We start from the raw sequence: 21,267 nt of genomic DNA, 5'->3' as shown, positions 1-21,267 counted from the left end.
CGACGTCGCGCCCGGCGAGCGGCCAGCACGCATGCTCAGCGTTCCGCCGCGACCAGTTCGGCCACCTGGACCGCATTGAGCGCGGCGCCCTTGCGGATGTTGTCCGAGACGATCCACAGGTTCAGGCCGTTGGGATGCGAGAGATCCTCACGGATGCGGCCCACGAACACCGCGTCGCGGCCGGAGGCGTGAGTGACCGGGGTCGGATAGCCGCCCGCGCGCCGCTCGTCGACGACCTCCACGCCGGGCGCCTGCGCCAGCAGCGCACGCGCCGCCTCGACAGTGAGCTTGTCGCGCGTTTCCACCGCCACCGCTTCCGAGTGCCCATAGAACACCGGCACGCGGACCGCGGTCGGGTTCACCAGGATGCTGTCGTCGCCGAGGATCTTGCGCGTCTCCCAGACCAGCTTCATCTCCTCCTTGGTGAAGCCGTTGTCCAGGAAGTCGTCAATGTGCGGGATCAGGTTGAAGGCGATCTGCACCGGGAACTTCTGCGGATCGAGGTCGCGGAAGTTCAGCAGGTCGCCGGTCTGGCGGCCGAGCTCCTCCATCGCCGAGCGCCCCGCGCCCGAGACCGACTGGTAGGTGGCGACATTGATCCGCACGATGCCCGCCTGCCGGTGCAGCGGCGCCAGCGCGACCAGCATCTGCATGGTCGAGCAGTTGGGGTTGGCGATGATGCCGCGCGGGCGATTGCGTGCGGCTTCGGGGTTGACCTCGCTGACCACCAGCGGCACGTCATCGTCGTAGCGGAACGCCGAACTATTGTCGATGACCACCGCACCGGCCGCGGCGAACTTCGGCGCATAGGTCTTGCTGGTGGCGCCGCCGGCCGAGAACAGCGCGATATCGACGCCAGTCGGGTCGAACGTCGCCAGGTCCTGCACGACGATGTCCTCGTCGCCGAACTTGACGGTGGTGCCGGCCGAGCGTTCGCTCGCCAGCGCGACGAGCTCGGACACCGGGAAATCGCGTTCGGCGAGGATCGACAGCATGGTTTCACCGACGGCGCCGGTGGCACCGACGACTGCGACGCGGAAGGCGCGGGAGGGAGACTGGGACATGACAGGAACTCTCGAAAAAGGGGACGTGGGAGACGCGGGCACTGATCGGGGTTCGGGGAACCGCTCGCCGGGAACTCAGGCGGTTCCCGGTCGTTTCGCATCCTGGCCAGCCGGCGCGATCGGGCTCGGCGGATGGCCGGCATCGGGGCCGGCGCCCAGTGCGGCGATCAGGTTGTCCACCGCCAGCGCGACCATCGCCCGGCGCGTGGCCAGGCTGCCGCTGGCGATGTGCGGGGTCAGCACCACGTTGTCGAGCGCGAGCAGACGCGGGTCGACGTCGGGCTCGCCCTCGAACACGTCGAGCGCCGCCGATGCCAGGCGGCCATGCGCCAGCGCGTCGGCCAGCGCGGACTCGTCGACGATGCCGCCGCGCGCGATGTTGGTCAGTGTCGCCGTCGGCTTCATCCACGCCAGCGCGGCCGCATCGACGATGTGGTGGCTGGCAGCCGAGTACGGCAACACCAGGACCAGGTGGTCGGCCTGCGCGAACAGCGCATCGAACTCGACGTAATGCGCGTTGCAGCTGCGCTCGACCTCCGCCGGCAGGCGGCTGCGATTGTGGTAGCACACGCGCATGTCGAAACCGGCGGCGCGCCGGGCAATGCCCTGCCCGATCCGGCCCATGCCCAGAATGCCCAGCGTGCTGCCGTGCAGATCGGCGCCCAGCAGGCCCTTGAAGTTCCAGCCCTGCCAGCGGCCCGCGCGCAGGTGGCGTTCGGCTTCGGTGATGCGGCGCGCGGCGGCCATCATCATCGCAAAGCCGAAGTCGGCGGTGGTCTCGGTGAGCACGTCGGGCGTGTTGGTCGCGACGATGCCGCGCGCGTGCAGCGCGGCGATATCGAGATTGTTGTAGCCCACGCCGACATTGGCGATCGCACGCAGGCGCGGCGCCGCGGCGATCTCGGCCTGGCCGATGCGCTCGTTGAGCGTCACCAGCGCCCCGTCGGCGTCGCGCAACGCGGCGGCGACCGCGGCCGCGTCGTGCTCGACGACCGACGGCACCTGCACGACATCGAAGTGCGCGTGCAGCCGCGCGACGATGTCGTCGAACAGCGGCTGCGCGACCCAGACCCGGGGACGCGGCTCAGCCATCGATGCGTCCCGGGATCCGCGGCCCCACGTCGCCGACGTCGCCGCACTGCGCGCGATGGCGCAGCGCCTGGTCCATCAGCACCAGCGCCAGCATCGCCTCGCAGATCGGCGTGGCGCGGATGCCCACACACGGATCATGGCGGCCGGTGGTCACCACCTCGACCACGTTGCCGTCGACATCGACGCCATCGGTCGGCAGACGCAGGCTCGAGGTCGGCTTGAACGCGGTCGAGACCACGATCTGCTGGCCGGTGCTGATGCCGCCAAGCACACCGCCGGCATGGTTGGATGCGAAACCGGCCGGTGTCATCAGATCGCGGTGCGCGCTGCCGCGCTGGGCGACCGCCGCGAAGCCGTCGCCGACCTCGACGCCCTTGACCGCATTGATCGACATCATCGCCGCCGCCAGGTCGCCGTCGAGCTTGCCGTAGATCGGCGCGCCCCAGCCCGGCGGCACGCCGTCGGCGACCACGGTCACACGCGCGCCGACCGAATCGCCGGACTTGCGCAGCGCGTCCATGTAGGCCTCGAGCTCGGGCACCTGCGCCGCATCCGGCCAGAAGAACGGGTTGGCCTCGACCACGGCCCAGTCGATCGCCTGCGGATCGGACACCGACGGCACCAGCTCGCCCAGTTGCGACAGCCAGCCGTGCACCTGGACGCCGTGGCGCTGCGCGAGCCACTTCTTGGCGATCGTGCCTGCGGCCACGCGCATCGTCGTCTCGCGCGCCGACGAACGTCCGCCGCCGCGCGGATCGCGGATGCCGTACTTCTGCCAATAGGCGTAGTCGGCGTGACCGGGGCGGAACTGCGCGGCGATGTTCGCGTAGTCCTTGCTGCGCTGGTCCGTGTTGCGGATCAGCAGCGCGATGGGCGTGCCGGTGGTCGTGCCTTCGTACACGCCGCTGAGGATCTCAACCGCATCGGCCTCGCGCCGTGCCGAGGTGTGTCGGCTCTTGCCGGTCGCCCGGCGCGCCAGATCATGCGCGAAGTCCTCCGGCGCGAGCGCGATGCCCGGCGGGCACCCATCGACCACGCAGCCGATCGCCGGTCCGTGGCTCTCGCCGAAGGTCGTGACGCTGAACAGTTGGCCGAAACGGTTGCTGGACATGGCACCGGACGCCGCGCAGAGCGACGGAAGACGGGGGCCGGCAAGCTTAGCGCGCCCGTGCGGGCTGTGGATGGATGGTTGCGCGCACAACCGTTTGTGTGGACGGTCAGCGGCCGAAATCGCCCTGCCGGAAATCCGTGTCGCCGCCATAGCCGTACAGGCGTGCGACCTTCGCGAAGTCATCGGCGGCAAACCCGCACCACGTGTAGTGCCGGACGTTGCGGCCACGACGGCGATCGCGCACGTGGAACGACAGGCCGGCCTTGCGCTCTGGCAGGTTCACGACCTTGTGCAGCACCGGCACGAAGGCGTAGTCGGCGGTCGGGAAGGTCCGGTGCATGCCCAGGGCGGTGCGCACGCCGATGGCCTGGGGACTGAACGTGTAGCGATGGGCCAGGATCGCGTCGCGCCGCCAGATCACGAACACGATCAGCCCCAGCGCGAGGGTGACGGCATAGAACGCCGGCGTGTTGACGGCCCGGTCGACCGTGTAGCGGTATCCGTAGTTGAACACCAGCGAGATCAGTCCGGCGCCGAGTGCGAGTTGACCGAGCTGGTAGAGGCTCCAGCGGACCGGATGCCGGACCGTCACAATCTCAGTGCCCGGCTGGCTGCCGGTCGTTCCGAGCGCGCCCACGGTCAGAACAGACCGGTGCCAGCCGGGTCGGCGGCACGGGTCTCCCGTTGCGCCGCCAACTGCGCGATGCGCGCGTTGTGCGCGACCAGGTCGCGGCGCTCGACGACGAACACGCCCATCTGCCCGACCTGGAACTCGACCCACAGCAACGGCAGCTCGGGCAGCAGCTTGATCAGATGCTGCTCGGACTCGCCGACTTCGCAGATCAACAGCCCATCCTCGGTCAGATGCAGCGGCGCGTCGCGCAGGATCTTCAGCACCAGGTCCAGACCATCGTCCCCGGCGCGCAGGCCCATCTCGGGCTCGTAGCCGTACTCGCGCGGCAGCGCATCGGTCTCGTCGTTGGTCACGTAGGGCGGATTGGTCACGATCAGGTCGTAATGCTCGCCCTGCAGGCCCGCGAACAGGTCGGACTTGAGGAACCGCGTGTTGCGCACCTCCAGCCGGGCCTCGTTCTCGGCCGCAAGCGACAGCGCCTCGTCGCTGAGATCGACGCCGTCGACGTGCCAATCGGGGTTGTGGTGGGCCATCGCGATCGCGATGCAGCCCGAGCCGGTGCACAGATCCAGCGCGCGGCGCACTTCGCGGCCGCCCAGCCACGGCTCGAAGCCGGACAGGATCAGCTCGGCGATCGGCGAGCGCGGCACCAGCGCACGACGGTCGGACTTGAAGCTCAGGCCGGCGAACCACGCCTCGCCAGTCAGATAGGCCGCCGGGATCCGCTCCTCAATGCGACGCAGGAACAGGCCCAGCACGTCTTCCTTCTCGGCCAACGTGACCCGCGACTGCCCGTAGACCGGGCTCAGGTCGTGCGGCAGGTGCAATGCGTGGAGGGTCAGCTGGGTGGCCTCGTCGATCGCGTTGTCGTAGCTGTGACCGAAGGTCAGCCCAGCGGCGTTGAAGCGACTGGCGCCATAGCGGATCAGGTCGACGATCGTCTGCAGTTCTTCGGTCATGGCGCGCGCGGCTCGGGGGACGGCTTGATGGCCGGCGATTATAGGTCAGCGGCCGCCGCGCTCCCGCGTGCCGCCGGGCGCGCACGTGCGCGCGGGCTATGATGCCCGGTCCCTCGACTCGGCGGCCCCAGACGGATGTTCAACCGCACCACCCTCGTGATCCTGTGCATCGCGCTCGCCGGCGGGCTCGGCCTGATCGCAGCGCAGCGCTACTTCACCGGCGGCGCCGTCGCCGATCGCCCACCGCTGCAGGTCGTGCAGCTCTACCCCCAGCCGCGCGCATTGCCGCAGATCGAACTGCAGCAGGCCGACGGCACCCCGCTGCCGACCAGCGCGTTGGCCGGGCACTGGACCCTGGTGTTCATCGGGTTCACCCAGTGCCCCGACGTGTGCCCGATGACACTGACCCAGTTGGCGCAGGCCCAGCGGCGCTGGGAAGCGCTGCCGGAGGCGACCCGGCCGCGGGTGCTGTTCGTGTCGGTGGACCCCGAGCGCGACACGCCGCAGCGGCTCGGCGACTATGCGCACGCGTTCCACCGCGACACGCTCGCCGCGACCGCCGACCTGCCGACGCTCGAGCGCTTCACGCGCGCGCTGTCGATGGTGTTCGCCAAAGTGCCGCTGCGCGGCGACGCGCCGGCCGGCGCCTACACGATCGACCACAGCGCCTCGATGGCGGTGCTCGACCCGCAGGGCCGCATGGCCGGCGTGGTCTCGGGCAGCGTCCTCAACGGCGAGACGCCCCAGCCCGAGGCCATCGCCGACGACCTGCTGCGCCTGACCACGGACACTCGCCCATGAGCCTGACGACCACGCTGACCTATGCGCTGCCGCACCGCCTGCTCTCGTCGATGGCGCGCCGGCTCGCCTACTCGACCCATCCGGGCACGCGACGCTGGCTGATCGACACGGTCGTGCGCCGCTTCGGCGTCGACCTGTCGGAAGCGGCCAATCCGGACCCGGCGTCCTACGCCAGCTTCAATGCGTTCTTCACCCGCGCGTTGCGCGAAGGCGCGCGCACTGCCGATCCGGACCCACGCGCGCTGCTGATGCCGGCCGACGGCCACATCAGCCAGTGTGGTGCGATCGACGGCGACCGCATCTTCCAGGCTAAGGGCCAGTCGTTCACGGTCGCCGAACTGCTCGGCGATGCCGACGACGCGGCGCCCTATCTCGACGGCCGCTACGCCACCGTGTACCTGTCGCCGCGCGACTACCACCGCGTGCACATGGCCTGGACCGGTACGCTGCGCGAGACCGTGCACGTTCCGGGCCGGCTGTTCAGCGTCGGCACCGACGCGGTCGCCAATGTGCCGCGATTGTTCGCACGCAACGAGCGGCTGGTATGCCATTTCGATACCGACTTCGGGCCGATGGTCCAGGTGATGGTCGGCGCGCTGCTGGTCTCGGGCGTGGAGACGGTCTGGGCGGGTGAGGAGATTCCCGCCTACGGCGACCGCATCCAGCGCAAGGACTACCGCGGGCGCGGCATCGTGCTCGAGCGCTTCGCCGAGATGGCGCGCTTCAACTACGGCTCGACGGTGATCGTGCTGCTGCCGCCCGGCGTGGCCGAACTGGCACCGGCGCTGCACGCCGAGTCGCCGGTCCGCCTGGGCGAACGGCTGGCCACGCGCCTGGGCGCGTGACCATGCGCGCGCCCTGCCCGCACTCGGGCGAGGGCGTCGCGCGCGGCGTCTAGCGCGCGCAGCCCTGCAACGTCAGCGTCTGTCCCGGCTTGAGTGCGTACGCAGGCGCGCGCAGGCCATTGGCGCGCGCGAGCGTCGAGATGTTGCAGCCATAACGCTGGGCGATCTTGCCCAGGGTGTCGCCGCGGGCGACGCGGTGGCTGCGCGCGGGCGCCGGGGCGGCCTGCGGCGGCCGCGGGGCGGCAGGCGCAGCCGGCAGGGCCGCTGGGGCGTCGGCGCTGACGTCGGGCAACACCTCGATCGCACCGGTGCGCACGATCGCCGCACGCGGGTCGCTGTTCACCAGTTCGGCCGCCAGGTCGGCGCGCGCGCCGCGCACGCACCACTGGCGATACAGCCCGGCCATGCGCACGGTGCCGTTGAGCACGGTGCCGACCGGCAGCAGGCTCTCTGCCTCGTAGCTGGGATTGAGATTGCGCAGCGCGCGCATGTAACCGTCGCGGGTGTTGCCGTTGCCCAGACAGATCGTAAGTTCGTAGATCGACGCCGGCCGCTCGAGACGGAACGTCGCCGGCCGCGCATCGACCTTCGGGAAGGTCAGTCCGTACTCCTGCGGGTGCAGGTACAGCCACGCCGCGGCGATCACCATCGGCACATAGTCGCGGGTCTCGGGCGGAAACTGGTTGTAGACATCCGGGTCCCAGAAGCGCCGGCCCGCAGCCTCACGGTAGACGCGCAGCGCGCGCCCCTCGCCGCCGTTGTAGGCGGCCAGCCAGTATTCGATCTCGTTGCCGTGCTGGGCGAACCGCTCATTGAGATAGACCGCCGCGGCATCGGCCGCCTGACGCGGGTCGTAGCGCGTGTCGAAGCCGCTGCCGTCGGGGCCCAGACCGAACCGGCGCCCGGTAGCGGGCATGAACTGCAGCGGCCCGGCGGCGCCGGCGCGCGAACGCGCGTGCACCCGGCCGTTGGATTCCTTGGCCATGATGCCGAACAGCAACGCCTCGGGCAGCCCGCTGCGCTTGAACGCCGGCGACATCAGATGCCGCATGTACTGGTAGTTCTCGTGACTGGTGATCAGCGACACGCGCATGTCGGTGAGCCAGCGGCGGATGCCGGCCTGGACGGCCGGATTGAGCTCGACCATGCGCTTGAACCGCTCGTCCTCGCTCAGCAGCGCCGAAGCGCTGGCAGCGGCGGGCACATCGGCGGTCGGCAGGCTGCCGTCGGGCGCATCGACCGGCGCGTCGTCCTCACCCTGCCCGGCCTGCGCATCGGCATCGGCCTTGAGCAGGCGCTTGTAGCTGGTCAACAGCTGCGGGACGCTGCAGCCGCGCTGCTTCTCGCAGGCCACCATCACGTCCTCCATGTCCTCGAGCGCGGCATTGCTCGCCTCGACGCCCGCCGGGTCGTCATTGGCGATGCGCACCAACGCTTCGCGGTAGCGCCCCTCGGCATCGAGCATGCGCTGATTCAGCGCCTCGGCCGCCTCGCGGTCGCGGCGCGACTGCGCCTGCGCATCGGTGGCATGGCAGGACAGGACCAGCGCCAGCGCCAGGGCGCCCAAGTGCGCGAGCGGAAAACGACGGGAAAACCGGGACTCGGGCATGCGGGGCTTCGCTCTGAGGGGCCGGCAGGGTAGCCCCGGCCATCGCGCCGCGGCAAGGCGACCGACGGTCGCCGGGCTCAGCCGCCGGGCTGTCCGGCCCCGACCCGCGAACGGGCCCAGTCGCGGGTCTGCGCCGGATCGTGGCGCGCGAAGCCGGCCGCGTCGATCGCCGCATCGAGGTCGCCCGCCGGCGCGGCCGCGAGATGGCGGGCGAGGAACGCGCGCGTCACCGCGGCGACACCGCGCGCGGTCGCGGCGGCATCCGCATCGCCGAAGTGCGCCTCGTGCGCCGGGCCCGCCATCAGCAGCGGCAGGTCGCTGAACGCCATATGCCGGCTGCCGGGCACGCGCAGCCGGATCACGTCCGGCGCCAGCCCGACCTGCGTCCAGCGCTCGTAGGCGTAGTCGTTGTGGTGGAACGCAGCGTCGGCCGGCGTGCCGTCGTAGAGCGGAAACCGCACCCAGTCGCTGGCCAGCGCCAGCAACGGCCGACCGAGGTCGGCATCGTAGAGCCCGGGGTCGAAATTCAGCCCGTCCAGACTCACCGCCGCGCGGCAGCTCGGCAGGTGCCGGCAGGCGGTCGCCGCGGTCGACCCGCCGAAGGACATGCCTGCGATCGCCAGCCGCTGCGGATCGGTCGCGGCGAGCACCGGCGCGAACGCCGGTGGCACGTGCCCGGCCTGGAGCGCGCGCACCGCGAACAGCACGTCCTCGCGCCAAGTCGCCTGACTGGCGCCCAGCCGGCTGCCGGCCAGCGCCTGTGCGTAGCCGTCGATCAATGCGGCGCGCGTGGCGTGATCGTGGGCGGCATGGAAACGACGGCGCCATTCCAGCAGGGCCGGCGCCTCGGCGGTCATGTGGGTCGGCACCACCCGGCCGTCGGCCAGCGCGAGGTCCACCGCGTCGCCGGGATGCCCCAGCGCCACCACCACATAGCCATGACTGGCCAGCGATTGCGCCAGTGCGGTGTTCTGCGCCGGATACAGGAAGAAGCCGTGACTGAGGACCACCAGCGGGAAGCCGCCCTCGGGCCGCGACGCCACGCCCGTGCCGGCGCCTGCGGCGGTGCAGGCGGCGATAGCGTGAGTCTCGTCGACGGCGTAGCCCAGATTGCGTGCCAGCGCCGGCAACAGCTGCCCTGCTTCGTCCTGCGGCAGATACGGGCGCGGGGGCGCGGCCTGCGCGGCGGGGTACCAGGCGACGAGAGGCAACGTCCGCACCGCCTCGGGGGCCTCGCCTGCCACACCACGCCGCGTCGTGTCCGCCAGTTCGAAGCGCTGCTGGCCCACGGGCAGCGGTCCGTCCGGCGCTGGCAGCGCGCAGGCAAGGACCACTGCGGGCAAGGCCGCGACGATCAGGCAGAGCAGACGCGACGGGAGTCGAGAGGGCATGGCGACACTCCTTGAAAACAACACGTCCATTGTGCGCGCGCCACGGACCTCGACGACGGCGCGGCACCGGCAGCGACGAGGTCCTAGAATCGCGACTTCCTCCAAGCGCTCTGAATCCATGGATCCGATCCTCATCGGCAAGGCCGTCACCACGCCCGACGGTGGCCCCGTGCACCTGCTACCTGCGCTAGGCAACCGCCACGGCCTGGTCGCCGGCGCGACCGGCACCGGCAAGACCGTCACGCTGACCACGCTGGCCGAAGGCTTTTCGCGCCTGGGTGTGCCGGTGTTCATGGCCGACGTGAAGGGCGACGTCGCGGGTCTAGCGGTGCCCGGCGAGATCGGCGATGCGCTGCGCGAACGCGCTGCGCGCATCGGCGTGCCCGACTATGCCGGCGAAGCCAGCCCGGTGGTGTTCTGGGACCTGTTCGGCGTGTCCGGCCATCCGGTGCGCACGACGGTCAGCGAGATGGGGCCGACGCTGCTGGCGCGCATCCTCGAGCTCAACGATACCCAGGCCGGCGTGCTCGACATCGTGTTCAAGCTCGCCGACGACCGCGGCCTGCTGCTGCTCGACCTCGACGATCTGCGCGCGCTGCTGGGCCTGGTCGCCGAGGAGCGCAAGGCGGTGTCGTCCGAGTACGGTCTGGTCTCGGCCCCCTCGGTCGCGGCGATCCAGCGCGCGGTGCTGCGGCTGGAACAGGACGGCGGCGCACCGTTCTTCGGCGAACCTGCGCTGGCGCTCGACGACCTGCTGCGCACGCGCACCGACGGCCGCGGCGTGATCGGCATCCTCGCCGCCGACCGGCTGATTCTCAAGCCGCGTCTGTACGCGACGTTCCTGCTCTGGCTGCTGTCGCAATTGTTCGAGACGCTGCCCGAGGTCGGCGATCTGGACAAGCCGCGGCTGGTGTTCGTGTTCGACGAGGCGCACCTGCTGTTCGGCGACGCGCCGACCGCGCTGCAGCAGCGTATCGAACAGGTGGTGCGGCTGGTGCGCTCCAAGGGCGTGGGCGTCTACTTCTGTTCGCAGTTCCCCGATGACGTGCCGCAGGCCGTGCTCGGCCAGCTCGGCAATCGCGTGCAGCACGCGCTGCGTGCGTACACGCCGCGCGATCAGAAAGCCGTGCGCACCGCCGCGCAGACCTTCGTGCCCAACCCCGCGCTCGACGTCGCCGCCACGATCGCCACGCTCAAGACCGGCGAGGCGCTGGTCTCGATGCTGCAGGCTGGCGGCGCGCCGGCGCCGGTCGAGCGCACGCTGATCGCGCCGCCGCGCTGCCGGATGGGCGCAATCACCGAGGCCGAACGTGCACGCGTGCGCGCCGGCAGTCCGGTCGGCGCCAAATACGACACGCCGGTCAATCGCGAATCGGCCGCCGAGCTGCTGGCCCAGCGTGCGCAGGCCGCGACCACTGCCGGCGACGCGCCTGCGGCGAAGTCCCGCGACGCTGACGAGGCCGAGGGTGGCCTGGGACAGAAGCTCAACGAGTTCCTGTTCGGCACCAAGCGGCGCCAGGGCGCGGTCCAGGCTGCCGGCAAGCAGGCGGTGCGCACGATCACCAACCGGATCGTGCGCAACCTGCTGGGCGGGATCGGGCGCCGATGAGCCGCTGGCGCCCGCCACCGGAAAAGAGCACCGCGCTGATCACTCCGGACGGCCACGCCCGGCTCAAGGCCGAGCTCGACGATCTGTGGCGGGTGCGCCGGCCCGAGGTCGTACGCGCGCTGTCGGCCGCTGCGGCCGAAGGCGACCGCTCGGAGAATGCCGAGTACACGTATCGCAAGAAACAGCTGGGCGAGATCGACCGCCGCGTGCGCTACCTCGGCAAGCGGCTCGAAGCGCTGCGCGTGGTCGACACCGTGCCGACCGATCCTGCGGCGGTGTTCTTCGGCGCTTGGATCGAACTGGAAGACCTCGACAGCGGGCAGTGCAGCCGCTACCGCATCGTCGGCCCCGATGAAACCGATGCGCGCGAAGGCTGGATCAGTATCGATTCACCGCTCGCGCGCGCATTGCTCAAGAAGCGCGTCGACGACGAGGTCGCGGTCGAACTGCCGGGCGGGTCGCGCACGTTCGCGATCGTCTCGGTCGACTACGCCAACTGAATGGGCCGCGATCGCCGACACGGTGGCCGGACGGTCGCGGCTGCGAACAGATGGCCCCTCGCGCGCGGGACCTGCACCGGCCTCATCCTGCTGGCGACCGCCCTCGCCGCCTGCAGTCCAGGCACCACCCCACTTCGCCGGCGACCACGCCCGCCCCGGCCCCTGCCGACCCAACGACCGACGCCCATGCCGCTCTCGCTGCGCGGCTGCGGCCGTTCCTGATCGAACGTGGCACGGGCCCTTCCGGGCGCAACGCACGCGCCGCCGACGATGAGCGCTTCCGGCTCGGCGCGTTCTGGAAGGTCCGGACCGATACCCATCACTTCGACGCCGCGTTCCGCGCGCGGGCGCACGCCGTTCTGGCAGCGCATGAGGATGGCGCGGGAAACGTGATCGTGCGAGGCGCGCTGCGGCAGCTGCTTGCGACCGTCGACGCGCGCCTGCCGGCCTGGCAGGCCCTGGTCGACTACAACGCCTCGGGGCGGATGCGCGACGACGGCGGCGACGGCGGACGGGCCCTGCTGCCCGGCGCGATCGCGGCGATCGACGCGATCGAGGCCGCGACCTGGGCCTATGTCGAGACGGCCGCCCAGACAGCGCCCGCGCCGTAGATACGCGAGGGCGCGCGCCGGACCTGCGCCCGGCCGGGCGCTCAATCGATGCGCTGCAGCTCGTGGATCTGCGTGTCCGAGAACGCGCTGAAGTACCCGGTCGTCGACGTGAACTTCTGGTCGGGGAACACGGTGCCCGGCGCGACGCGGCACATCAGGAACGCGCTCGACGACGCGCACTGCAGTCCGGCCTCGGGCGGGACACCGGGAAACAGTGCCGCCTGCTCACGCCCGCTGAGCGGCAGCATGGCCAGCCCTTCGCCACGGAACATCGCCAACCAGCCGCGGCCCTCGGCCCGCAGCGTCAGCTGGGCGTCGGCCGGCGCCGTCGCCGGATCCTCGTCCACCGGCCGATAGGTCCCGCTCAGTCCGTCCGCCGCGCCTGCGGTGCCGGCCACGAACGCCAGCAGCAGCCCCGTCGCCACTTCCTTCGACCAGCGCTTCATGCATCCGTCTCCACGACTTCGCCGTAGAGATCATGCTCGTCGCTGCCCATGATCGCCACCTCGACGAAATCGCCAGGGCGCACACCGGCCTCGCGGCCGTCCTGGATCTGCACCACGCCGTCGATCTCGGGCGCATCCCCCATGGTCCGCGCGATCGCCAGATCGCCGTCGACGACATCGACCAGACACGACTGCACGGTGCCGACCTTGGCCTCCAGCCGCGCTGCGGAAATCTCCGCCTGCTTGTCCATGAACCGCGCCAGCCGCTCCTGCTTCACCGCCTCTGGCACAGGATCGGGCAACAGGTTTGCGCTCGCGCCCTCGACCGGCGAATAGGCGAACGCGCCGACGCGATCGAGCTGGGCCTCGTCGAGGAAGTCCAGCAACTGCTGGAAATCGTCCTCGGTCTCCCCGGGGAAGCCGACGATGAAGGTGCTGCGGATCGTCAGGTCCGGGCAGATCTCGCGCCAGCGCGCGATACGCTCGCGGGTGCGCTCGATCGCGCCGGGCCGCTTCATCAGCTTGAGGATGCGTGGGCTCGCATGCTGCAGCGGCACGTCGAGATACGGCAACAGCTTGCGGCTGCCGTCGGCATGGCGCTCAGTCATCAGCGGGATGATGTCGTCGACATGCGGGTACGGATACACATAGTGCAGTCGTGTCCACACGCCTAGTTCCGACAGCCCCTCGCACAGCGCCTTCATCCGCGTCTGATAAGCGCGATCGCGCCACGTCCGCTCGGCATAACGCACGTCCACGCCGTAGGCCGAGGTGTCCTGGGAGATCACCAGCAGTTCGCGCACGCCGCCGCGCACCAGCCGCTCGGCCTCGCGCAGCACGTCATCGACCGGGCGCGACACCAGGTCGCCGCGCATCGAAGGAATGATGCAGAAGCTGCAGCGGTGGTTGCAGCCCTCGGAGATCTTCAGATACGCATAGTGCCGCGGCGTCAGCTTGACGCCGGTATCGGGCACCAGGTCGATGAAGGGATCGTGCCGCGGCGGCAAGGCCGCATGCACCGCGCCCATCACCGAGCCGTAGTCCTGCGGCCCGCTGATCGACAGCACGCCCGGATGCGCGTCGCGGATCATCTCCTCGCGCTTGCCCAGGCACCCGGTCACGATCACCTTGCCGTTCTCGGCCATCGCCTCGCCGATCGCGTCGAGCGACTCGGCGACCGCCGAATCGATGAACCCGCAGGTGTTGACGACCACCACGTCGGCATCGTCGTAGGTCTGCACGATGTCGTAGCCCTCGACCCGCAACTGGGTGAGGATGCGTTCGGAATCGACGAGGGCCTTCGGACAGCCGAGACTGACGAAACCGACCTTGGGACTGGCTGCGGACATGGGAACCGTGGCGGGTGCAGGAGGGAAGAGCCCACGCGCATCGCCGGGCGACCGGACGGGCCGGTCCGCGGTTGCGGGCACGAGGGGCCGCGCAGTATAGCGGCGGCGGCCGGGGCGGTCCTGCGGCCACCGCCCTGGGGTAGACTCGGGGCGATCCCCTGAACAGGACGCCGCCATGGGCCGGGACATCGTCGTCGCCACCGCGTCGGGGCCGGTCAACGCCTGGCGGGCCGACCCGCCGCATGGCGCCGCTGCCAAAGGCGCGATCGTGGTGCTGCAGGAGATCTTCGGCGTCAACGCCCACATCCGCAGCGTCGCCGATGGCTACGCGGCGGCCGGCTATGTCGCGATCGCCCCGGCGCTGTTCGACCCGGTCGCACGCAATGTCGAGTTGACCTACGAGGCCGCCGACTTCGAGCGCGGCCGTGCGCTTGCCACGGAGCTCGGCTTCGACCGCGCCGTCAGCATCGTCCGCGCCACACGCGACCTGTTGCGCGGCGAAGGCCATCGCCAGATCGGCGTGGTCGGCTTCTGCTGGGGCGGCAGCCTTGCCTTCCTGGCCAACACCCGCTTGGGGCTACCCGCGGTCAGCTACTACGGCGCGCGCACCGTGCCGTTCCTCGATGAACCGCTGCAGGCGCCGATGCTGTTCCACTTCGGTGCCGACGACGCCAGCATTCCCGAAGCCGATATCGCCGCCCATCGCGCGCGGCAGCCGGACGCCGAGATCCATGTCCACCCGGGCGGCCACGCCTTCAACCGCGACGTCGACCCGGCCCACTACCACCCCGACAGCGCCGCCGAGGCCCGCCGGCAGACGATGAAGTTCCTCGCCGCGGCGCTGCGCTGACCGGAGGCCGATGATGCCGCACACCGCCGCCCCTGCCCGCTACGTCCTGCACCCGCAGCTGGCCGACGACACCCACCCGGTCACCATGCTCGCACTGAGCGAGGTGCGGCTGATGGACGATGCCAACTATCCGTGGCTGATCCTGGTCCCCCGCCTGCCGGACGCCCGCGAACTGATCGACCTTGGCAGCGAACAGCGCAGCCTGCTGACCGAGGAGATCGATATCGTGGCGCGCGCGATCCGTGACGCGTTCCGGCCGTTCAAGCTCAACATCGCGGCGCTGGGCAACCAGGTGCCGCAACTGCACGTGCACGTGATCGGTCGCGACCAGAACGATCCGGCTTGGCCCGCGCCGGTCTGGGGCCGCGTCGCGGCCCGCCCGTACTCGCCCGAACTGCTGGTGGAGCGCATCAACCGCCTGCAGGCCGTGCTGCCCGGCTGAGCGCGCGTCAACGCACCTTGACCACACGCGTGCCGGCCACGACATCGTGGCCGCAGCGCCGGTCCTCGCGGAAGATCATGCACACGCTGATCAGGACCGCGAGCGCCCCCAGGCAGGGGATCCCGCCCACGGCCTGCAACGGCAGGTAGCGCGCCAACAGCGCGCGCGTCGCGGTCACCGGCCGGCCATCGAGCGTCACGATGCGGATCCCCAGCCACCGCTTGCCCCAGGTCTGGCCACCGACATGCAGCGGCCAGGCGTGGATCGCCGCGAACATCAGCAGGCCGATCCCCATCCACAGCAGTTGCAGGCCGAACCCGACCTGCTCACCGCGCTGGGCCGCCGCGATCACTGCAGACCAGTAGCCGCCGAGCCACATCACCGGTGTCATGATCGCAAGCCCGATCAGGCCATCGATCACCGCCGCGCCCAGCCGCGTGCCGCGTTCGGCCAGCACTTCGTCGGTATCGCCCTGCAACTCGGCCACCGGGGCCTGATAGGGGTTGGTGTCTTGCATCACACGTCCTTGTTGGAAGAAAGCGACAGGTTGCTCAGGTGCGCGGCAGCGTCACCCCGGTCTGGCCCTGGTACTTGCCACCGCGGTCCTTGTACGAGGTCTCGCAGACGTCGTCGGCATCGGACTGGAAGAACAGCATCTGCGCCACGCCCTCGTTGGCGTAGATGCGGGCCGGCAGCGGCGTGGTATTGCTGAACTCCAGCGTCACGTGGCCTTCCCACTCCGGCTCGAGCGGGGTCACATTGACGATGATGCCGCAGCGCGCATACGTGCTCTTGCCCAGGCACACCACCAGCACGTCGCGCGGAATGCGGAAGTACTCGACCGTGCGCGCCAGCGCGAACGAATTGGGCGGAATGATGCACTCGTCGCCGACCACGTCGACGAAGCTCTTGGGGTCGAACCGCTTGGGGTCGACGATCGTCGAGTTGATGTTGGTGAACACCTTGAACTCACGCGAGCAGCGCACGTCGTAGCCGTAGCTCGAGGTGCCATAGCTTACGATACGCTGGCCGTCGACGTGCTTGACCTGCCCGGCCTCGAACGGCTCGATCATGCCCCCCGGCTGCTCGGACATGCGGCGGATCCAGCGGTCGCTCTTGATGCTCATGCAGTGTTCTCTCGGCACATCGGCTGAACGGAGAATTGTAGGCCTGGATGAGGGGACGATGCACTCCGCCTGCGTCGCTCGTACCAGTGGTTCGGGCCGAGCCCTGGCGCCTTTGCGCCAGCCACGTGGAAGACTCGCCTGTCACCCAAGCCCGGCCTGAACATTGACGAACCGCCGTACTTTTCATTAAATCGGCGTTAACGTCGCTAGCAGTGCCGTTCAGCTTCCCCCTAAATCGCATGCTCCGGACGCTCCCAGCAGAGGATTTCCGAATGACCCGTCGCACCTCACCGTCGCCGCACCGCCTCAGCGCTGCCTTGCTCGCCGCCCTCCTCGTCCCCATCACCAGCGCCGCACTCGCGCAGGATACGGGTGCCGCAACGACCCTCGACAAGGTCACCGTCACCGGTTCGCTGATCCCGCAGAGCCAGATCGAGACGTTCACGCCCGTCACCGTGGTGACCGCCGAGGACATTCAGCTGCGCGGCTTCCAGAGCGTCGCGGACATCCTGCAACAGTCCACCTTCACCACCGGTGGCCTGCAGGGCGGCCAGACCTCGGCTTCGTTTACCCAGGGCGCGGAAGCAGCGGGTATGTTCAGCCTCGATCCGGGGTACACCAAGTACCTGATCAATGGCCGCCCGATGTCGAACTATCCCGCGCTATACAACGGCTCGGACACCTTCAACAACATCAGCGGCATTCCGGTCGCGCTGGTCGAGCGCATCGAGATCCTCCCGGGCGGCCAGTCCTCGCTGTACGGCTCGGACGCGATCGCCGGTGTCGTCAACGTGATCCTGAAGAAAGACGTGGATGGAGGCGAGTTCACCGTGCGCGGTGGCTGGTTCGGCGATGGCGGCGGCGCCAGCACGCGCTTCACATTCGCCGACTCGTTCGGCTCGGCGGATGGCCGCATCCGCTCGCTGCTCGGCCTGCAGTTCGAAGAGCGCGACCCGATCTGGGGCTATCAGCGCGACCTGACCAAGCAGTTCAATACCCAGGGCTACACCGCTCCGGTGGCGAGCCGTGACTACCTGGTCATCGATGAGCTTGCCGGCCAGTACGTCTTCGCAGACCCCAACGATTGCGCCAATGTGACCGGTCAGTTCGGCGGCACGGTCAGCAAGCAGGACCGCCCTGGCTTTGGCGAATACTGCGGCAGCTTCATCACCGCCGGTCATCGCACGATCCGCAACGGCAAGCAAAGCAGCCAACTTTACTCCTACACCACCTTTGACATCAGCGACAGCACCCAGCTCTACGCCGAAGTGCTTGGCAACTACGAGGAGAGCGATTATTTCGCCGGCTCGGGTTACACCTGGTGGGGTACCGGCGTGCGCTATGGCGCCTTCTATGACCCTGACCTCGACAAGCTGGTGAACCTCCAGCGCGCATTTTCCCCCGAAGACATCGGTGGCCGCGGCTTCCACGACATCATGGATACCGACCGCAACAAGGCCTACACCGTCACCCTCGGCGCCAATGGCGCACTGGGCGCCTGGGACTACGATGCCTATGTCATGCGTGCCGAGTACAAGCTGACCGAGCGCAAGTGGTCCCGCTTCGCCGATCCCATTGACGCCTGGTTCTCGGAGAACGTACTGGGTCCGCAGCTCGATGGCGTGGATCCGTTCTTCGGCGCCTATCCGATCTTCCGACCAGACTACGACGCGTTCTATCGCCCGATGTCTCCGAATGATTTTGCGACGTTCACCGGCTACGTCACCAATCAATCGCGCACCTGGAACAATCTCGCGCACGTCCAGTTCACCAATGGCTCACTGTTCTCGCTGCCCGGCGGGGACGCAGGCTTCGCCGTGGTCGGCGAAGTGGGCAATGAGGGTTGGGAGTACGCGCCTGACGCACGCCTTGTGCAGGATCCCGACACGCTCGAGTCGCAGGTCTGGGGCACGACCTCGGTCAGCGGCAACGGTCGCCGCAGCCGCTACGCAGTCACCAGCGAACTGCGGATGCCGCTGCTCGACCCGCTGACGGTCACGCTGTCGGGGCGCTACGACGCGTTCGACATCGCAGGCGATACGGTCGACAAGCCGACCTACAGCATCGGGCTCGAGTACCGCCCTGTGGAAAGCCTGCTCGTGCGCGGCAAGTACGGCACGGCGTTCCGCGCCCCGACCCTCGCCGACGTGTTCCAAGGCTTGAGTGGCTTCTACGGCTTCGGTACCGACTACTTCCGTTGTGCGGGCGAGGGCTTCCTGCCCGGCAACACGGACCAGTGCTCCTACGATTCGGAGCAGTACTTCGGTCAGCAGTCCGGCAACAGGGAACTTGAGCCGATCACCGCCGACGTCTGGAACGCAGGCATCGTCTGGGCACCGATCCAGAATCTGTCGCTCGCGGTCGACTACTACAGCTGGGACATCGACAACGAGGTCAAGAACCTGACCGGCGACCAGTTGCTGCTCAGCGAGTACTACTGCCGGACCGGCGCGTCGGGCTCGCCCGTCACCTCGTGCGACAACGTCCTCGACTGGGTCACCCGCAGCGCGAACGGCCAACTGACGTCGATCCTCACTCCGAAGGTCAACATCGCCTCGCAGCGGCTCCGCGCCCTGACCACCGCAGCGAACTACAGCTTCGATGCGGGCAACGTGGGTAACTTCGCCCTCGCGGTCAACTACACCAACAACCTCGAGCACACCCTGGTGACGCAGCCGGGCCAAGCCGAGCTCGACCTGCTGCGCGATCCAATTCCGATGTGGAACTACGATTCGTACGCCAAGACCCGCACGGACGCGACTGTCGCCTGGAGCAAGGGCGACTGGACGACCACGCTCTACGGCAACCGGATCGGTTCCACACCCAATAACCTGGCGTACCTGGGGGGCTCGTTCGACTACGTCCACCCGTCCGGTGCTCGCGCCGGGAAGTGGGGCAGCTACACGACCTACAACTTGAGTGTGAACTGGCGCGCGCTGGAGAACCTGACGTTCTCGGTACTGGTCAACAATCTGTTCGACAAGTCCCCCGAGTACCAGGCCAACAACTATCCGGGCACCGCCAGCACGCCGTACAACAATTATCTGTACAACCCGTACGGTCGCGCGTTCTATCTGGAAGCGAAGTACCAGTTCGGTCAATAAACGAGGTCCGTACCACAGAAAACCCCGCCTCGGCGGGGTTTTCTTGTTTGCGAGCTGGAGAATTCAACGACGCCCGACTGACCTCCCAGCACGCAACCTATAGGCCTTAGACCAATGACGCGGAGATCGACATCGGCGCACGCGGGCGCTTCTCGAGCTCGACGACCATGGCCCGTGCGACCGCCCGGTAGGCCGCGGCTGCCGCCGAGTCCGGCGCGAAGGCGACGATCGGCGCACCGGCATCGCCCTGCTCGCGAATACCGATCTCCAGCGGCAGCGCGCCGAGCAGCGGGACGCCATAGCGTTCGGCCATGCGCTCGCCGCCGCCCGCCCCGAACAGATGCTCGACGTGCCCGCAGCTCGAGCACACGTGCTGAGCCATGTTCTCGACCAGACCGAGCACGGCGACCTCGACTTTCTCGAACATCTTCAGCGCCTTGCGGGCATCGAGCGTGGCGACTTCCTGCGGCGTGGTCACGATCACCGCTCCCGCGACCGGGATCTTCTGCGCCAGCGTGAGCTGGATGTCGCCGGTGCCGGGCGGCAGATCGACCAAGAGGTAGTCCAGGCCTTCCTCGCCGCCCCAACGCGTGTCGTTGAGTAACTGCTGCAGGGCCGACGTCGCCATCGGTCCACGCCAGATCATCGGCGTGTCCTGATCGACCAGCAGACCGATCGACATCGCCTCGATGCCGTAGGCATGCAGCGGCAGGATCGACTTGCCGTCTGGGCTGTCCGGCTTGCCCGACAGGCCGAGCATCGTCGGGATGCTGGGCCCGTAGACATCGGCATCCAGCACCCCGACCCGGGCACCGTCGGCTGCCAGCGCGAGCGCCAGATTCACCGACGTCGTCGACTTGCCGACCCCGCCCTTGCCCGAGCCGACGGCGATGATGTTGCGGATGCGCGGATGTGGGTGAAGGGCGCCTTGGACGGCGCGGGCTGCCTTGGGAAGTTGCATGGGCTGACGAATTCTCGGGCGGGAACCGACATTGTCCCATGTCGCGCGACGATCCCCGATGGCCAGGATGTCGCACCCGCCGGGCGGCCGTGGCACGCACGACGAGGACCAGACGAGCAGCGAACAGATCGGCTATAACGTTCCCAACTGCGTCGGCGCCGCGCCGACACGCATCGAGGGAGGGAGCGCAATGAAGAGGTACAAGAAGGTCGCACTGCTCGCACTCGCGGCACTGCCGCTTGTCGTCGCATCGTTCTCGGCATCGGCGCAGTCGCCCGCCGGGCGCTGGAAGACCATCGACGACGAAACCGGCCGGGTGAAGTCGATTGTCGAAATCAGTCAGGCTGCCAACGGCACGCTGAGCGGCAAAGTCGTCGAGGTGTTGCATTCCGATCGCGGGCCGAACCCGACTTGCGACAAGTGCACCGGGGAACGCCGCAACCAGCCGATCACCGGCATGACGATCCTCTGGGACCTCAAGCCAGACGGCAACGAGTGGTCGGGCGGCACGATCCTCGACCCAGCCAACGGCAAGACCTATCGTTCGAAGGCCAAGTTGATCGATGCCAACCGGCTCGGCGTGTCGGGCTGTATCGCCTTCATCTGCCGCGAGCAGGTCTGGCAGCGGGAGTAAGCCGCCCTCGGATCCCGCCTACAGGCTTGGATCCTATGTCTTCCCGCCCCCTGATCGCTCGCGCATCAGGGAGGCGAGGTGTGTGCATGGCGTATTCAGCAAGAAGTCGCTATCCGCCGTCAGCGCAT

The 21,267-nt window shown here is 69.0% G+C and carries 21 protein-coding genes; 9 read left to right on the top strand and 12 right to left on the bottom strand.

The window, feature by feature from the left end; translation table 11 throughout:
* Positions 1 to 35: 35 nt before the first annotated feature.
* The 5 genes from BEN78_12670 to BEN78_12650 all read right to left on the bottom strand — a co-directional run bounded on the left by BEN78_12670 (position 36) and on the right by BEN78_12650 (position 4,860).
* A complete protein-coding gene (locus BEN78_12670) occupies positions 36 to 1,064 on the bottom strand; it encodes an aspartate-semialdehyde dehydrogenase (protein ID ASR44097.1) in 1,029 nt (342 codons plus the stop codon).
* A gap of 75 nt (positions 1,065 to 1,139) precedes the next feature.
* The gene (locus BEN78_12665; GenBank protein ID ASR44096.1) at positions 1,140 to 2,156 is read right to left on the bottom strand and encodes a D-glycerate dehydrogenase; all 1,017 of its coding nucleotides are present in this window, start codon (positions 2,154 to 2,156) and stop codon (positions 1,140 to 1,142) included.
* A complete protein-coding gene (locus BEN78_12660) occupies positions 2,149 to 3,267 on the bottom strand; it encodes a chorismate synthase (protein ID ASR44095.1) in 1,119 nt (372 codons plus the stop codon). The genes BEN78_12665 and BEN78_12660 overlap by 8 nt, the downstream gene beginning before the upstream one ends.
* A gap of 106 nt (positions 3,268 to 3,373) precedes the next feature.
* Positions 3,374 to 3,862, bottom strand: a complete 489-nt coding sequence (locus BEN78_12655) for a hypothetical protein (protein ID ASR45122.1) — start codon at positions 3,860 to 3,862, stop codon at positions 3,374 to 3,376.
* A gap of 44 nt (positions 3,863 to 3,906) precedes the next feature.
* Positions 3,907 to 4,860 (bottom strand): ribosomal protein L3 N(5)-glutamine methyltransferase, encoded by a 954-nt coding sequence (locus BEN78_12650; protein ASR44094.1) that lies wholly within the window; start codon positions 4,858 to 4,860, stop codon positions 3,907 to 3,909.
* Between the two features lie 135 nt (positions 4,861 to 4,995).
* Here BEN78_12650 and BEN78_12645 point away from each other — a divergent pair, with 135 nt between their 5' ends.
* Together BEN78_12645 and BEN78_12640 are read left to right on the top strand one after the other, a co-directional pair.
* A complete protein-coding gene (locus BEN78_12645; protein ID ASR44093.1) occupies positions 4,996 to 5,661 on the top strand; it encodes a hypothetical protein in 666 nt (221 codons plus the stop codon).
* Entirely contained in the window at positions 5,658 to 6,506 is an 849-nt protein-coding gene (locus BEN78_12640) for a phosphatidylserine decarboxylase (protein ASR44092.1), read from the top strand. The genes BEN78_12645 and BEN78_12640 overlap by 4 nt, the downstream gene beginning before the upstream one ends.
* A 49-nt stretch (positions 6,507 to 6,555) precedes the next feature.
* Here BEN78_12640 and BEN78_12635 read toward each other — a convergent pair whose 3' ends face one another.
* Both BEN78_12635 and BEN78_12630 read right to left on the bottom strand, forming a co-directional pair.
* Positions 6,556 to 8,115, bottom strand: coding sequence for a lytic transglycosylase (locus tag BEN78_12635; protein ID ASR44091.1), 1,560 nt, complete (start codon positions 8,113 to 8,115; stop codon positions 6,556 to 6,558).
* A gap of 77 nt (positions 8,116 to 8,192) precedes the next feature.
* Positions 8,193 to 9,506 carry a hypothetical protein gene (locus tag BEN78_12630; protein ID ASR44090.1) on the bottom strand — a complete coding sequence of 438 codons (1,314 nt, stop codon included), beginning with the start codon at positions 9,504 to 9,506 and terminating at the stop codon, positions 8,193 to 8,195.
* 118 nt (positions 9,507 to 9,624) lie between these two features.
* Here BEN78_12630 and BEN78_12625 point away from each other — a divergent pair, with 118 nt between their 5' ends.
* The 3 genes from BEN78_12625 to BEN78_12615 are packed head-to-tail and all read left to right on the top strand — an operon-like array spanning position 9,625 to position 12,226.
* On the top strand, positions 9,625 to 11,115 hold the full coding sequence (locus BEN78_12625) for an ATP-binding protein (protein ASR44089.1): 1,491 nt from the start codon (positions 9,625 to 9,627) through the stop codon (positions 11,113 to 11,115).
* A complete protein-coding gene (locus tag BEN78_12620) occupies positions 11,112 to 11,615 on the top strand; it encodes a transcription elongation factor GreB (protein ASR44088.1) in 504 nt (167 codons plus the stop codon). The genes BEN78_12625 and BEN78_12620 overlap by 4 nt, the downstream gene beginning before the upstream one ends.
* A 50-nt stretch (positions 11,616 to 11,665) precedes the next feature.
* Positions 11,666 to 12,226: a hypothetical protein gene (locus tag BEN78_12615; GenBank protein ASR44087.1), complete on the top strand. Its 561-nt coding sequence runs from the start codon at positions 11,666 to 11,668 to the stop codon at positions 12,224 to 12,226.
* A gap of 41 nt (positions 12,227 to 12,267) precedes the next feature.
* Here BEN78_12615 and BEN78_12610 read toward each other — a convergent pair whose 3' ends face one another.
* Positions 12,268 to 12,672, bottom strand: a complete 405-nt coding sequence (locus BEN78_12610) for a hypothetical protein (GenBank protein ASR44086.1) — start codon at positions 12,670 to 12,672, stop codon at positions 12,268 to 12,270.
* The gene (rimO, locus tag BEN78_12605) at positions 12,669 to 14,021 is read right to left on the bottom strand and encodes a ribosomal protein S12 methylthiotransferase (protein ASR44085.1); all 1,353 of its coding nucleotides are present in this window, start codon (positions 14,019 to 14,021) and stop codon (positions 12,669 to 12,671) included. Before rimO ends, BEN78_12610 begins: the two co-directional genes overlap by 4 nt.
* Positions 14,022 to 14,196: 175 nt before the next feature.
* Between rimO and BEN78_12600 the strand changes: the two genes are divergently transcribed.
* Positions 14,197 to 14,871 (top strand): hypothetical protein, encoded by a 675-nt coding sequence (locus tag BEN78_12600; GenBank protein ASR44084.1) that lies wholly within the window; start codon positions 14,197 to 14,199, stop codon positions 14,869 to 14,871.
* Positions 14,872 to 14,884: 13 nt separating this feature from the next.
* Complete coding sequence (locus BEN78_12595; protein ID ASR45121.1) at positions 14,885 to 15,313, top strand: hypothetical protein; 429 nt, start codon at positions 14,885 to 14,887, stop codon at positions 15,311 to 15,313.
* A 7-nt stretch (positions 15,314 to 15,320) separates the two neighbouring features.
* Here the strand turns inward: BEN78_12595 and BEN78_12590 are convergent, their stop codons facing one another.
* Together BEN78_12590 and BEN78_12585 are read right to left on the bottom strand one after the other, a co-directional pair.
* Entirely contained in the window at positions 15,321 to 15,830 is a 510-nt protein-coding gene (locus BEN78_12590) for a hypothetical protein (protein ASR44083.1), read from the bottom strand.
* 34 nt (positions 15,831 to 15,864) lie between these two features.
* On the bottom strand, positions 15,865 to 16,440 hold the full coding sequence (locus BEN78_12585) for a dCTP deaminase (protein ID ASR44082.1): 576 nt from the start codon (positions 16,438 to 16,440) through the stop codon (positions 15,865 to 15,867).
* Between the two features lie 272 nt (positions 16,441 to 16,712).
* Here BEN78_12585 and BEN78_12580 point away from each other — a divergent pair, with 272 nt between their 5' ends.
* Positions 16,713 to 19,544: a TonB-dependent receptor gene (locus BEN78_12580; protein ASR44081.1), complete on the top strand. Its 2,832-nt coding sequence runs from the start codon at positions 16,713 to 16,715 to the stop codon at positions 19,542 to 19,544.
* Between the two features lie 106 nt (positions 19,545 to 19,650).
* Here BEN78_12580 and BEN78_12575 read toward each other — a convergent pair whose 3' ends face one another.
* A complete protein-coding gene (locus tag BEN78_12575) occupies positions 19,651 to 20,505 on the bottom strand; it encodes a sodium:proton antiporter (protein ID ASR44080.1) in 855 nt (284 codons plus the stop codon).
* 190 nt (positions 20,506 to 20,695) lie between these two features.
* On the opposite strand from BEN78_12575, the gene BEN78_12570 reads away from it, so the two are divergent.
* Positions 20,696 to 21,139, top strand: a complete 444-nt coding sequence (locus tag BEN78_12570) for a hypothetical protein (protein ASR45120.1) — start codon at positions 20,696 to 20,698, stop codon at positions 21,137 to 21,139.
* The last annotated feature ends 128 nt before the right edge of the window (positions 21,140 to 21,267 follow it).

Origin of the sequence: Xanthomonas citri pv. mangiferaeindicae, from assembly GCA_002240395.1 — a bacterium.
In the GTDB taxonomy this organism is placed as follows: Bacteria; Pseudomonadota; Gammaproteobacteria; order Xanthomonadales; family Xanthomonadaceae; genus Luteimonas; species Luteimonas citri_A.
Note: the sequence above shows the minus strand (reverse complement) of the source record. Positions and strands in the feature narration are given on the sequence as shown.